Below are 13754 nucleotides of genomic sequence, written 5' to 3'. Positions count from 1 at the left end.
GACGCCTTAATAGGAATAGCGCAGTAGTGCGGTGGACAACTGCCAGGTCGCCATGGCGCCCAGCACCGATAGGCAGGCGGGCAGGATGATCCACCACAGGCGCGCCGGCAGCGGCGGCAGCGCTTCCTGGCGCTGACATAGGGCCAGGCTCAGGCCGCATACCGCTGAGGCCAACAGAGCGCCGGCGATAATGTCGCTGGGCCAGTGCACCCCCAGATAGACCCGCGACAAGGCGATCGCCAAGGCAGGCAGGCACGCCACTACCAGCCAGGCCAGGCGCAGGCGTGCCGATTGACCACGGCCGGCCAGCACCCCCAGCACCAGGAAAAAGGCAAAGGCTGCCGAGCTATGACCGCTGGGGAAACTGTACGTCGTTAGCGGTTCGCTCAGCACATCGGGGCGGGCCCGGGCAAACCCATGCTTGAGCGTGGTGTTGCCTAGCGCCGTGACCAGCAGGGTCGAGCCGGCGAAGACCAGGTGACGCCATTGCCGCGCCAGGAACAGCAAGGCGCACAGCACTGCAGCCGCCGCAAACTGGATATGGAAGTCGCCCAGCCGGGTCAAGGTACCGATCCATTGGTCCAGATGCGGCTGGCGCTGTTCCTGGACCAAAGACATCAGACCCTGATCCAGCGCATCGAGGTGCGGCCAGCCGATGATGATGGCCAACAGCAGTAACAGGCTGAGGCCGCCACCAAGCAGGCTGGCGCGTGGCTTTTCCGCCAGGCTGGCTTGAATGGTCAGCAGCAGGATCACGCCAATACCGGCCAGCAGTACCGCTGCTTCCGTCCAGAAACCTTCTGCCATCGGCAGGCGCAGGGCCGCGCCGGTCGCCCAGCCCGGCAACAGGTAAGCCACCGCCCAGCCGGCTGCCGCCATCAGGCTGACCAGCATGAAACGCAGCAGTGGCATGTTCAGCATGCCGGCTACCAGCGGCAGCATTGGGCGCAGCGGGCCGATGAAGCGACCGACCAACAGGCTGGCCACGCCGTAATGACGGAAATAGAGTTCGGCACGCAGAATCCACTGCGGATGGTGACGCAACACCGGCAGGCGCCCGATGTTGTGCTTGAAGCGCCTGCCCAGCGCATAGGAAATCATGTCCCCGCACAGCGCGCCGGTGTAGGCCAGCAATAGCGTCTGCCACAGCGTCAGTATCCCACTGCCGGCCAGCAGCGCGACGCTGAACAGCAGTACCACGCCGGGCAGCACGATGCCCACCAGGGCCAGGCACTCGAGCAGGGCGATAATGAAGATCGCCACCCCCAGCCATTGCGGGTTGCCACTCAGCCAGGTGGTCAGGTTATCCAGCCAGACGCTCATCGTTCTGCTCCTGAAACCCTCAACAATCGATAATCACGCCCTTCGACCTGTCCACGACGCAAAGGGTTGCGTGTGCAGTGACGTGCGTAGGCGGCATCAACGAAACGGTAGGGCAGGTCCTCGTCGCGGCCCTTGGGAATACCCAGGCGCGCGCACTGGATGATCACATGCGGTCGTTCGCCGACATCCTCGACGAACAAGCGCTGCAAATCGAAGCGACGCGCATCCCAGTCCGGCACTTTCAGACCCAGCGCCTTGCAGAGCAGCGTCTGCCCGGCGCACAAACGCTCGATGGCGCGGTGTTGGTCGAGGCTGCCCGGGTTGTTGCGTTGCATCGCCGCCAGGGCATCGGGGCCGCTGATGGCATCGACCCAGGGATGTGCGGATTTGATCAGCACCGCATTACCAGGCCCGTGAGCGCTGAAGTTCAGCGAATCGCCGCCGCGCGCGTAGTACATGTAGATATGCCCGCCATCGGCGAACAGCGCCTTGCGCTTCTCTGTGTAGCCGAGCGATGCATGGCTGCCCTTGTCGACCAGGTAGTAGGCCTCGGTCTCGATGATCCGTGCACTCAGCCACAGCGCACCGACGCGATGGCGGATGACCATGCCGAGCAATTCGCGGGCGAGCAGTTGTGCATCGCGGTCGAAGAAGGTGTCGGGCAATGGATTGGCATCAGGCCAGGGCAAGCTGAGGGTGGGGTCGGCAGGCTTCATCTGTCGCACGGGTGCTAAGTCTCGGGCGGCGAGCATAGCAACAAGAAGCTTAAAAATGCCTGAACGTTCCAGTGCCCATGATGGCCGCGGTTGCCCACGGTGCGTTACATCGGCTACGTCTGGCATTCATCACCCGGCGGATGGGTTACCTACCGCTTGCCAGACGCCGCTGGGCGCGGCCTTGCGAGCCGGCTATAATCAGCCCCTTTTTCCAACTGCCAGACCTCCGCCGCCATGACCGAGTCCGTGCACGACTATATGACCCGCCTGGGCCAAGCCGCCCGCCAGGCATCAAAGGTGCTCGCCCGCGCCAGTACCGCGCAGAAGAATCGCGCGCTGCAGGCCGCTGCCAATGCCCTCGACGCCGCGCGCGCCGAGCTGACTGCCGCCAATGAGCTGGACCTGGCAGCCGCCCGCGCCAGCGGTCTGGAGCCGGCCATGGTCGACCGCCTGGCACTGACGCCGGCGGTGATCGACAGCATGATCGAAGGCCTGCGCCAGGTGGCGACCCTGCCCGACCCGATCGGCGAGATTCAGGGCATGCGCTACCTGCCGTCCGGTATTCAGGTCGGCAAGATGCGCGTGCCGCTGGGCGTGATCGGCATCATCTACGAGTCGCGTCCGAACGTGACCATCGATGCCGCCAGCCTGTGCCTGAAGTCCGGCAATGCCACCATCCTGCGTGGCGGCTCCGAGGCCATTCATTCCAACCAGGCGATTGCCCGCTGCATCCAGCAGGGCCTGGCCGAGGCCGATTTGCCGGCGGCTGCCGTGCAGGTGGTGGAAACCACTGATCGCGCTGCCGTCGGTGAGCTGATCGCCATGCCGAAGTTCGTCGACGTGATCGTGCCGCGCGGTGGCAAGGGCCTGATCGAGCGCATCAGCCGTGATGCCAAGGTGCCGGTGATCAAGCATCTGGATGGCGTTTGCCACGTCTATATCGACGTCGCCGCTGATCTGGACAAGGCGATTCGCGTTGCCGACAACGCCAAGACCCAGCGTTATTCGCCGTGCAACGCCATGGAAACCCTGCTGGTGCACGCTGCCGTGGCGGGCAAGGTGCTGCCGCCGCTGGCCGCCATCTACCGCGACAAAGGTGTTGAGCTGCGTGGCGATGCCGCCACCCGCGAGCTGCTGGGCGGCGATGTGCTGGAAGCGAGCGAAGACGACTGGTTCGCCGAGTACAACGCGCCGATCCTGGCGATTCGCATCGTCGACTCGCTGGATGCGGCCATCGAGCACATCAACCACTACGGCTCGCAGCACACCGATTCGATCATCACCGAGAACTTCAGTGATGCGCGGCGCTTCCTCACCGAAGTGGATTCTGCTTCGGTGATGGTAAATGCCTCGACCCGCTTCGCCGATGGCTTCGAGTACGGCCTGGGTGCGGAGATCGGCATCTCCACCGACAAGCTGCACGCACGCGGCCCGGTCGGCCTGGACGGCCTGACCAGCGAGAAGTACGTGGTCTTTGGCGATGGACACATTCGCACATAAATGAACGGACTCGGCGCCCGACGCATCGGCCTGCTCGGCGGTACCTTCAACCCGGTGCATATCGGGCATCTGCGTGCCGCGCTGGAAGTGGCGGAATTCATGGCGCTGGACGAGCTGCGGTTGATCCCCAGCGCCAGGCCGCCGCACCGTGATACGCCGCAGGCGACGGCCGAGCAGCGCCTGGCCATGGTCGAACTGGCGGTGTCTGGCGAGGCGCGGTTGACGGTCGATGACCGCGAGCTTCTTCGTGACAAGCCGTCGTACACGGTGGACACGCTGGAGTCGGTGCGCGCCGAGTTGGCGGCGGACGATCAGCTGTTTCTGCTGCTTGGCTGGGACGCTTTTTGCGGCCTGCCGAGTTGGCATCGTTGGCAGGAGCTGCTCGAGCACTGCCATCTGCTGGTACTGCAGCGGCCGGATGCCGACAGCGAGGCGCCGGAGGCGCTGCGCGATCTGCTGGCTGCACGCAGTGTCAGTGACCCGCTGAGCCTGCAAGGTGCAGGCGGGCAAATCAGTTTCATCTGGCAGACTCCGCTGGCGATTTCCGCCACGCAGATTCGCCACTTGTTGGCAACCGGCCGTTCGGCGCGATATCTGCTGCCCGATGCGGTACTGGCTTATATCCAGGCGCACGATCTGTACCGTGCGCCCAATGCTTGAAACGCTGCGCATGTGCGCTGGCGTCCATTACACGAGGCAAATGAGTCATTTATGAGCAAGCAGAACATGCCCAGCGAAGAGCTGGTCAAGATCGCCGTGGCGGCGCTGGAAGAGATCAAGGCGACCGACATCACTGTGATCGACGTCAAGGACAAGACCAGTATCACCGATTTCATGGTGATCGCCAGCGGTAGCTCCAGCCGTCAGGTCAAGGCGCTGGTGGACAATGTGCTGGAAAAGGTCAAGGAGCAGGGCGTGCGCCCGATCGGCAGCGAAGGTCTGGACAGCGGTGAATGGGCGCTGCTCGATCTGGGCGACATCGTCGTGCACGTGATGCTGCCGACCGCGCGTCAGTTCTACGACCTCGAACGCCTGTGGCAGGGCGCCGAGCAGAGTCGCGCCCAGCACAGCGCCGAGTAAGCGTAAACCGTGCGGATCAAACTGATCGCCGTCGGTTCGCGCATGCCGCGTTGGGTCGAGGAGGGCTGGCAGGAGTACGTCAAGCGTCTGCCAGCAGAATTGCCGCTGGAGCTGGTGGAAATTCCCCTCAACACCCGCGGCAAGAATGCCGACGTCGCCCGCCTGATCCGTCAGGAGGGTGAGGCCATGCTGAGCAAGGTGCAGCCCGGCGAACGTATCGTCACGCTGGAGGTCCATGGCAAGCCATGGAGCACCGAGCAACTGGCAGCGGAGCTGGATCGCTGGCGCCTCGATGCACGCAACGTCAACCTCATGGTCGGTGGCCCGGAAGGGCTGGCACCGGAGGTCTGCGCGCGTAGCGAGCAGCGCTGGTCGCTGTCGCCTCTGACGTTGCCGCATCCGCTGGTGCGTATCCTGCTCGGCGAGCAGATCTACCGAGCCTGGACCGTATTGTCCGGCCACCCGTACCACAAGTGATCAAGTAGTCATGCCGCAGCCGATTCGCCTCAAGGATCACGAAAAGGACGCTCGCCTGGTCAAGCGCCGGGTGCTCGTCGGCGGCGTGGTGATCATCCTGCTGACCTGCGTGCTGGTCATGCGCATGTACTACCTGCAGGTGATTCAGTACGAGCATCACAGCACGCTGGCAGAGAACAACCGTATCCACGTGCAGCCGCTGCCGCCGACCCGTGGGCTGATCTACGATCGCAACGGCGTGATCATCGCCGACAACCGCCCCAGTTTCAGCCTGACCGTGACCCGTGAGCGTGCCGGTGACTGGCTTAGCGTGCTCGATACAGTGGTCGAGGTACTGGAGCTTAGCGAGGACGAGCGCGCGCTGTTCGAACGCCGCGTGCGCCAGGGGCGGCGTCCGTTCGAACCGGTACCGATCCTGTTCGAGCTGAGCGAGGAGCAGATTGCCCGCATCGCGGTCAACCAGTTCCGTCTGCCGGGCGTCGAGGTGGCTGCGCAGCTGGTGCGGCATTACCCGCAGCAGGAGCACTTCGCTCATTCGGTCGGCTATGTCGGGCGCATCAACGAGCAGGAGCTCAAGCGCCTCGACCCTACCGACTATGCCGGCACGCATCATATCGGCAAGACCGGTATCGAACGTTTCTACGAGGACGAGCTGCACGGCGAGGTCGGCTATGAGGAGGTCGAGACCAATGCCCGTGGCCGCGTATTGCGCGTACTCAACCGCGTCGATCCAAAGCCGGGCAAGGACATCGTGCTCAGTCTCGACGTACACCTGCAGGAGGCGGCCGAGAACGCCCTGGGCGGCCGACGTGGCGCCGTGGTGGCCATCGATCCGAACAATGGCGAAGTGCTGGCGATGGTCAGCCAGCCCAGCTTCGACCCCAACCCCTTCGTCACCGGTATCAGCTTCAAGGCCTATGGTGAGCTGCGCGACTCCATCGATCAGCCGCTCTACAACCGGGTGCTGCGCGGCCTCTATCCGCCGGGCTCGACGATCAAACCGATGGTTGCTGTGGCCGGTCTCGATGCCGGTGTGGTCACGCCTACTTCGCGGGTGTTCGACCCAGGCTTCTATCAGTTGCCCAACCACAGCCACAAATACCGTAACTGGAACCGTACTGGTGACGGTTGGGTCGATCTCAATCTGGCCATCGCTCGCTCCAACGACACCTATTTCTACGATCTGGCGCACAAGATGGGCGTCGATCGCATGCACGATTACATGAGCCGCTTCGGCCTTGGGCAGCGTGTTTCCCTGGATATGTTCGAGGAGACCGCCGGCCTGATGCCTTCGCGCGACTGGAAACGGGCACGTTATCGTCAACCCTGGTATCCGGGCGAGACGCTGATTCTCGGTATCGGTCAGGGCTACATGCAGACCACACCGCTGCAACTGGCGCAGGCCACCGCATTGATGGCCACGCGCGGCAAGTGGATTCGTCCGCACCTGGCCAAGAGCGTCGATGGCCGCCTGCCGTCAGACCCCAATCCGATTGCGGATATCGTCCTGCGTGATCCCAAGTTCTGGGATTACGGCATTCGCGGCATGGAAGAGGTGTTGCACGGCCCTCGCGGTACCGCGCGCAAGGTTGGTGACAGTTCGGTCTATCGTATCGCTGGCAAGAGCGGTACGGCGCAGGTGGTGGCGATCAAGCAGGGTGAGAAGTACGACCGTAACAAGGTACAGGAGCGCCACCGCGACCACGCGCTGTTCATCGGTTTTGCACCGGCGAACAACCCGCAGATCGCCGTCGCGGTCATGGTGGAGAACGGTGAGTCCGGCTCCGGTGTTGCCGCGCCCGTGGTCAAGCAGGTGATGGATGCCTGGCTGCTGGATAAGGAAACCGGCCAGCTCAAGGCCAAGTTCGCGTTGCCCAAGCCTGCCGAGGTCAGTCAGCGATGATCAGCAATTTCGACCGTACCCTGTCCGACGAGGACGTGCTGCGTCGTCGCGCCAGTCTGCTGCAGCGCATGCACATCGATGGCTGGTTGCTGCTGCTGTTGCTGATTCTCGGCACTGGCAGCCTGTTCATTCTGTATTCGGCCAGTGGCAAGAACATCGACCTGCTGCTCAAGCAGGCGTCGTCCTTTGGCATTGGCATGCTCGCGGTGGTGGTGATTGCCCAGTTCGACCCGCGCTTCATGGCGCGCTGGGTGCCTCTTGCCTACGTGATAGGCGTCGCGCTGCTGATGGTGGTGGAGGTAATGGGCCATACCGCGATGGGCGCCACACGCTGGATCAATATCCCTGGGGTGATCCGCTTCCAGCCGTCGGAGCTGATGAAGATCATCATGCCGATGACCATCGCCTGGTACCTGTCGCGGTACAACCTGCCGCCGCGCTTCAAGCACATTGTCATCAGCCTGGCGATGATCGGTGTGCCCTTCGTACTGATCGTCAAACAGCCGGACCTGGGCACCTCGCTGCTGATCCTCGCCTCGGGTGCGTTCGTGGTGTTCATGGCCGGCCTGCAATGGCGCTGGATCATCGGCGCCGCCGCTGCCGTTGTGCCGGTCGCGGTGGGCATGTGGTACTTCGTCATGCATGACTACCAGAAACGCCGCGTGCTGACCTTCCTTAATCCGGAGAGCGATCCGCTGGGGGCGGGCTGGAACATTATCCAGTCCAAGGCTGCCATCGGTTCCGGCGGTGTATTGGGCAAGGGCTGGTTGCTGGGTACCCAGTCGCACCTGGATTTTTTGCCGGAAAGCCACACGGACTTTATCATTGCCGTGCTCGCGGAGGAGTTCGGCCTGGTCGGCGTTTGTCTGTTGTTGTTGCTCTATCTGCTGCTGTTGGCGCGCGGCCTGGTGATCACCGCCCAGGCGCAGACGCTGTTCGGCAAGCTGCTGGCCGGGGCGCTGACCATGACCTTCTTCGTATACGTATTCGTCAACATCGGCATGGTCAGCGGGCTGCTGCCGGTAGTTGGGGTTCCGCTGCCCTTCATTAGTTATGGCGGAACCCATCTGGTCACGCTGTTGTCAGGCTTCGGGATATTGATGGCGATCCACACCCACAGAAAGTGGATCGCTCAGGTTTGATTTGGGGGTTATGGGTTAATGCATTCTCTGCGTAGTTGGGCTGCTCGTACGTTGATGGGAGTCGGTATCGCCGGCGTGTTCGGCACTGGCGCTCAGGCGCTGGCGGCCGATTACGACGGCTCGCCGCAGGTGGCCGAGTTCATCGAGGAAATGACCCGCGACTATGGTTTTGCCAGTGAGCAACTGGTCAGTCTGTTTACCGAGGTCGAGCGTAAGCAGGCGATCCTCGATGCCATTTCGCGTCCGGCCGAGAAGGTCAAACCCTGGAAGGACTATCGCCCGATTTTCATCACCGACAAGCGTATCGCTCAGGGTGTGGAGTTCTGGAACAAGAACCAGGCTGCGCTGGAAAAAGCCGAGGCCGAGTACGGTGTGCCGCCGCAGTTCATCGTCGCCATCATCGGCGTGGAAACCTTCTACGGCGGCAATACCGGCAGCTGGCGGGTAATGGATGCGCTGTCGACCCTGGCCTTCGACTACCCGCCGCGCGCACCGTTCTTCCGCAAGGAATTGCGCGAGTTTCTGCTGCTGACCCGTGAGGAGCAGGTCGACCCGATCAGCCTCAAGGGCTCTTACGCCGGTGCCATGGGCCTGCCGCAGTTCATGCCGAGCAGCTTCCGTGCTTACGCCGTGGACTTCGATGGCGACGGCCATATCAACATCTGGAGCAACCCGACCGATGCCATCGGCAGTGTTGCCAGCTATTTCAAACGTCACGGTTGGCAGGCCGGCGGCCAGGTCGCCAGTCGCGTCGAGGTCAGCGGTGCTCGCGTCGACGAAGGCCTGACCCAGGGCCTGGACCCGGTGAAGAGCGTCGCCGAACTGCGCGCGCTGGGCTGGAAGAGCCAGGACAAACTGGCAGAAGACCTGCCGGTGACCGCATTCCGTCTGGAAGGCGCGCAAGGCGACGAATACTGGTTCGGTTTGCCCAACTTCTACACCATCACCCGCTACAATCGCAGCGTGATGTATGCCATGGCAGTCAACCAACTGGCCGAACTGCTGGTCGAAACGCGGGGTAGTCGATGAGTGCGTCCAAACTGCTGCCGCTGGCAGCCTGCGTAACGGCAGCGCTGTTGCTGGCGAGCTGCTCCTCCAATCGGGCACCGCAGCCCGCGGTGGTGCCCGGTCAGTCGGCCGGTATCTCTGGCCCGGATGATTTCAACCGGCCACACAGGGATGGCGCACCCTGGTGGGACGTCGATGTCTCGAAGATTCAGGACGCCATCCCCATGCCACATTACGGGCCGGTCAAAGCCAGCCCCTATGTGGTATTCGGCAAGCAGTACTACCCGATTCAGGACGCCCGTCGCTACCAGGCGACAGGGCCTGCTTCCTGGTACGGCACCAAATTCCATGGTCAGGCCACTGCCAACGGCGAAACCTACGATCTGTACGGCATGACCGCAGCGCACAAGACATTGCCACTGCCCAGTTACGTGCGCGTGACCAACCTGGAGAACGGCAAGGTGGTGATCCTGCGGGTCAATGACCGTGGGCCGTTCTACTCCGACCGCATCATCGATCTGTCCTTCGCTGCCGCGAAGAAGCTCGGCTATGCCGAGAAGGGCACTGCGCGGGTCAAGGTCGAAGGTATCGACCCGCACGAGTGGTGGGCGCAGCAGGGTCGTCCGGTGCCATTGGTGTTGGCCAACAATCAGCCGGCCAAGGCTGCTGTGGCTCAACCCGTCGCGCAGCCCGTGCCGCAGGTCGTCGAGCAGTACGCGCCGCCGCCGACGCAGCACGCCGCTGCGGTGGTGCCCGTGCAGATCGACGCAAAAAAAAACGATTCACTCGGAGCCTCTGGCCTGTATCTCCAGGTGGGAGCCTTCGCCAATCCGGACGCTGCGGAGCTGCTCAAGTCCAAGCTGACCCAGACCAGCAGTGTGCCGGTGTTCATCAGCTCAGTGGTACGCGACCAGCAGATTCTGCATCGGGTCCGAATGGGGCCGATCAGCAATCAGGGCGAGGCTGAGCAGCTACAGAGCAGCGTGCGCCTGGCCAACCTTGGCCAGCCCACGCTGGTCCGCGCCGACTGATGGCAACTTAACCGGCTTTTGCCGGACTAATCCGAGGCTTGCCTGCTGGCGAGTCGAAAGATGGCCCCTTGGGGCCGTACAACCCATGCAACGATTTTCGAGAGACGGATGAACATCACCAGCTTCGTGCAACGTGCTTCACTGGTTCTTACCCTTCTGGCCGCGCCACTCGCCATGGCCAACCAGCAGGTGGTGCCTGCGGCGCCGCAACTGGCCGCCAAATCCTATGTGCTGATGGACGCCGCCAGCGGCAACATCCTTGTCGAGAACAACGCTGACCAGCGCCTGCCGCCGGCCAGTCTGACCAAGCTGATGACCGCTTACATCGCCACCCTGGAAATCCGCAACGGCAAGATCGGCGAGCAGGATCTGGTGACCATCAGCGAGCATGCCTGGCGCACCGGTGGTGCCGCGTCCGGTGGTTCCACCATGTTCCTGCCGCTGAACAGCCAGGCCACGGTCGACGATCTGCTGCACGGCATCATCATCCAGTCCGGCAACGACGCCAGCATCGCCATCGCCGAATACATCGCCGGCAGCGAAGATGCCTTCGCCGACATGATGAACACTACCGCCGAGCGCCTGGGCATGAAGAACAGTCACTTCATGAACGCCACCGGCCTGCCGCACCCGGAGCACTACTCCAGTGCCCATGACATGGCGATCCTGGCGCGCGCGATCATCGACGAGGACGCCGAGCACTATGCGATCTACTCGCAGAAGGAGTTCCTCTGGAACAACATCAAGCAGCCCAACCGTAACCTGCTGCTGTGGCGCGACCGTACCGTCGATGGCCTGAAAACCGGTCACACCTCGGAGGCCGGCTACTGCCTGGTGGCCTCGGCCGTGCGTGATGGCGCGCGCATGATCACCTCGGTATTCGGCACCGACAGCGAGCAGGCCCGTGCGGCGGAAACCCAGAAGCTGCTGACCTATGGCTTCCGCTTCTTCGAAAGCCGCACCTTCTACCAGAAAGGCGCAGAGCTGGCTCAGGCCACCGTCTGGAAGGGCGCCGCAAATCAGGTCAAGGCAGGTCTGGCAGAGAACCTGACCATCACCATGCCCAAGGGCCAGCTGGAAAAACTGCAGGCCAGCATGATCATCAACCCGCAGCTGATCGCACCGATCCAGCAGGGCGATGTGATCGGCAAGGTCGAAGTCAAACTGGGTGACGACGTGGTGCGCAGCACCGATCTGGTGGCGCTGGAGCCGGTAGAAGAGGGCGGCCTGCTGCGTCGTTTGTGGGACAGCATTCGACTGTTCTTCTTCGGCCTGTTCAACTGACAGTCACCGCTGAAAGCGACCTGCGTTGTCGTCATGGCATTGAAACCGGCTGAAGCAGTGCCCATTTACGTGCTGTAAGCCATGCCTCTTTTAGCCCGCCGCTCCAACCCGGAGCGGCCCTTTCTGGACGGGCCACAAGCCCGCTGATGCCATGACCGATAGCGACGTGCAACCGCCAAAAATCGATTTTCCCTGTGAGCGTTACCCGATCAAGGTCATTGGTACCGCTGGCGAGGGTTTCTCCGACCTGGTAATCGAAGTGATCCAGCGCCACGCCCCCGACCTGGATACCTCCACGTTGGTGATGCGTGACAGCCGCAACGGTAACTTCCTTTCCGTTCAGGTGCTGATCACTGCCACCGGTGTCGAGCAGCTGCAGGCGATTCACGTCGACCTGCGTGCAACCGGCCGCGTGCATATGGTGCTGTGATACCCATGCCCGAGCTTGTCGTCCGTCACCTCGGGCTGGTCGACTACCAGCCCACGCTGGAGGCCATGCGCCAACTGACCCGTGAGCGCGATGCGCAGACTCCCGACGAAATCTGGTTGCTGCAACATCCCAAGGTGTTCACTCAGGGGCAGGCCGGCAAGGCCGAGCATGTGCTCGCTGCGGGCGATATTCCGGTGATCCAGGTCGAGCGTGGCGGGCAGGTGACCTATCACGGTCCTGGGCAGCTGGTGGCCTATCTGATGCTCGATCTACGTCGCCTCGATCTCGGCGTACGTGAGCTGGTCACCGCCATGGAGCAGGGCCTGGTCGAGCTATTGGCCGGCTATGGCATCGAGGCGGCGCCCAAGGCGGATGCGCCCGGTGTATACGTGGCAGGCGACAAGATCGCTTCCCTGGGGTTGCGCGTCAGCCGTGGCTGCTCGTTCCACGGCCTGGCGCTGAACGTCGATATGGACATGACGCCTTTTCTGCGTATCAACCCCTGTGGCTACGCCGGGTTGAAGATGGTTCAACTCAGGGATCTGGTCGATGCACCGCCGTCAATCGACGAGGTGGCGCAGCGGCTGGAGCAGGCGCTACGCGGCCGATTGGGCTACAGCACAGCAGAGGGCGGTTCCAGGGCGTAGGGCGGACTCAGGAGCGAAGCGAACAGTCCGCCAGGGTCATGTTAAGGCAGGCAGCGCGCGGGCCCTTGAACAGCAGAAACGTAAAAGGGGCGCCATGGCGCCCCTTTCGTTTATCCAGCGATAGCCGTCAGTTCAGATTCAGCGCCGGAATGAGGCTGGCGTTGACCTCCTGGCCAGGCACTGGAACCGGGGCGGCGAGGCCCAGGTTGTTCTTCTCGAACACGCGGTCGGCGCGATAGCTGGAACGTACCAGCGGGCCGGCGGCGACTTCCATGAAGCCTTTCTCCAGGCCGATGTCACGGAAGCGATTGAACTCTTCAGGGCTGACCCAGCGTTGCACCTTGAGGTGGTTGCGCGTGGGTTGCAGGTACTGGCCGAGGGTGAGGATGTCGACACCGATGGCGCGCAGGTCATCCATGGTTTTCAGGATTTCTTCGTCGGTTTCACCCAGGCCGAGCATCAGGCTGGTCTTGGTCAGTACGTCCGGGCGGTGTTTCTTGGCGTGCTCGAGCACCTTGAGGGTCTTCTCGTAGCCAGCGCGCGGGTCGCGAACTACATAGGTGAGGCGTTTGACCGTCTCGACGTTCTGCGCGAACACTTCCAGGCCGGAATCGACCACGCGCTCGATGGCCTGGTGATCGCCATCGAAGTCCGGAGTCAGGGCCTCGACTACCACCTGCGGGGTGTTTTCCTTGATCGCTCGCACGCAAGCTGCATAGTGGCCGGCGCCGCCGTCTTCGAGGTCGTCACGATCCACTGAGGTCAGCACGATATAACGCAGGGCCATCAGCTCCACCGACTTGGCGGTGTTCTGTGGCTCTTCCAGATCCAGCCAGCCATTGGGGTTGCCGGTGTCCACGGCACAGAAACGGCAGGCACGGGTGCACACCGACCCCATCAGCATGATCGTGGCCGTGCCGTTGGACCAGCATTCGCCCATGTTCGGGCAGTGCGATTCCTGGCAAACGGTGCTCAGGCGGTGTTCGCCGACGTTGCGCTTGACCGCCTCGAAGCGGCTACCGCCAGGGGCCTTGACCCGCAGCCACTTGGGCTTGGGTTCGAAGACCTGGGGCTCGGCCGAGGCGCGGCGCTTCTGGCCATCCTTGATCGCGGTGATGCCTTGGGCGGTGCGAAACTTTTCGCCGCTGGCGACGGATTTGGGCGAGGAGGTGTCGGACATCGGAAATCTGGGCTCCGGTAGAGGCTCCGTGGG

At 62.9% G+C, this 13754-nt stretch carries 14 protein-coding genes; 11 read left to right on the top strand and 3 right to left on the bottom strand.

The features are described 5' to 3' along the window. Positions 1–6: 6 nt before the first annotated feature. Both AAEQ75_RS04685 and AAEQ75_RS04680 read right to left on the bottom strand, forming a co-directional pair. The gene (locus tag AAEQ75_RS04685) at positions 7–1323 is read right to left on the bottom strand and encodes a bifunctional DedA family/phosphatase PAP2 family protein (protein WP_343351011.1); all 1317 of its coding nucleotides are present in this window, start codon (positions 1321–1323) and stop codon (positions 7–9) included. After that, the gene (locus AAEQ75_RS04680) at positions 1320–2039 is read right to left on the bottom strand and encodes a DNA-3-methyladenine glycosylase (RefSeq protein ID WP_343351010.1); all 720 of its coding nucleotides are present in this window, start codon (positions 2037–2039) and stop codon (positions 1320–1322) included. The genes AAEQ75_RS04685 and AAEQ75_RS04680 overlap by 4 nt, the downstream gene beginning before the upstream one ends. A 234-nt stretch (positions 2040–2273) precedes the next feature. Here AAEQ75_RS04680 and AAEQ75_RS04675 point away from each other — a divergent pair, with 234 nt between their 5' ends. From AAEQ75_RS04675 to lipB, 11 genes are all read left to right on the top strand, one after another. Then, positions 2274–3539, top strand: coding sequence for a glutamate-5-semialdehyde dehydrogenase (locus AAEQ75_RS04675; protein ID WP_125834466.1), 1266 nt, complete (start codon positions 2274–2276; stop codon positions 3537–3539). Continuing rightward, positions 3540–4199 (top strand): nicotinate-nucleotide adenylyltransferase, encoded by a 660-nt coding sequence (nadD, locus tag AAEQ75_RS04670; RefSeq protein WP_179574523.1) that lies wholly within the window; start codon positions 3540–3542, stop codon positions 4197–4199. Positions 4200–4265: 66 nt separating this feature from the next. Then, positions 4266–4619 (top strand): ribosome silencing factor, encoded by a 354-nt coding sequence (gene rsfS / locus AAEQ75_RS04665; protein WP_179575928.1) that lies wholly within the window; start codon positions 4266–4268, stop codon positions 4617–4619. A gap of 9 nt (positions 4620–4628) precedes the next feature. Continuing rightward, on the top strand, positions 4629–5096 hold the full coding sequence (gene rlmH, locus AAEQ75_RS04660) for a 23S rRNA (pseudouridine(1915)-N(3))-methyltransferase RlmH (RefSeq protein ID WP_013717179.1): 468 nt from the start codon (positions 4629–4631) through the stop codon (positions 5094–5096). Between the two features lie 10 nt (positions 5097–5106). Then, positions 5107–6999, top strand: coding sequence for a penicillin-binding protein 2 (gene mrdA / locus AAEQ75_RS04655; RefSeq protein WP_106733488.1), 1893 nt, complete (start codon positions 5107–5109; stop codon positions 6997–6999). A gap of 38 nt (positions 7000–7037) precedes the next feature. Continuing rightward, on the top strand, positions 7038–8141 hold the full coding sequence (gene rodA, locus AAEQ75_RS04650) for a rod shape-determining protein RodA (protein ID WP_179575927.1): 1104 nt from the start codon (positions 7038–7040) through the stop codon (positions 8139–8141). 18 nt (positions 8142–8159) lie between these two features. Beyond that, positions 8160–9170, top strand: coding sequence for a lytic murein transglycosylase B (gene mltB / locus AAEQ75_RS04645; protein WP_343351009.1), 1011 nt, complete (start codon positions 8160–8162; stop codon positions 9168–9170). Further along, positions 9167–10180 (top strand): septal ring lytic transglycosylase RlpA family protein, encoded by a 1014-nt coding sequence (locus tag AAEQ75_RS04640; protein WP_343351008.1) that lies wholly within the window; start codon positions 9167–9169, stop codon positions 10178–10180. The genes mltB and AAEQ75_RS04640 overlap by 4 nt, the downstream gene beginning before the upstream one ends. Before the next feature lie 108 nt (positions 10181–10288). After that, positions 10289–11464, top strand: a complete 1176-nt coding sequence (locus AAEQ75_RS04635; RefSeq protein WP_343351007.1) for a D-alanyl-D-alanine carboxypeptidase family protein — start codon at positions 10289–10291, stop codon at positions 11462–11464. Positions 11465–11615: 151 nt separating this feature from the next. After that, a complete protein-coding gene (locus AAEQ75_RS04630; protein WP_143504744.1) occupies positions 11616–11894 on the top strand; it encodes a DUF493 domain-containing protein in 279 nt (92 codons plus the stop codon). Between the two features lie 5 nt (positions 11895–11899). Beyond that, a complete protein-coding gene (gene lipB / locus AAEQ75_RS04625) occupies positions 11900–12541 on the top strand; it encodes a lipoyl(octanoyl) transferase LipB (protein WP_143504743.1) in 642 nt (213 codons plus the stop codon). A gap of 127 nt (positions 12542–12668) precedes the next feature. On the opposite strand, the gene lipA is transcribed toward lipB, so the two are convergent. After that, the gene (gene lipA / locus AAEQ75_RS04620) at positions 12669–13721 is read right to left on the bottom strand and encodes a lipoyl synthase (protein WP_343351006.1); all 1053 of its coding nucleotides are present in this window, start codon (positions 13719–13721) and stop codon (positions 12669–12671) included. Positions 13722–13754: the final 33 nt, after the last annotated feature.

Source organism: Pseudomonas sediminis (assembly GCF_039555755.1).
In the GTDB taxonomy this organism is placed as follows: domain Bacteria; phylum Pseudomonadota; class Gammaproteobacteria; order Pseudomonadales; family Pseudomonadaceae; genus Aquipseudomonas; species Aquipseudomonas mendocina_D.
This window is presented reverse-complemented; position numbering and strand designations above follow the sequence as displayed.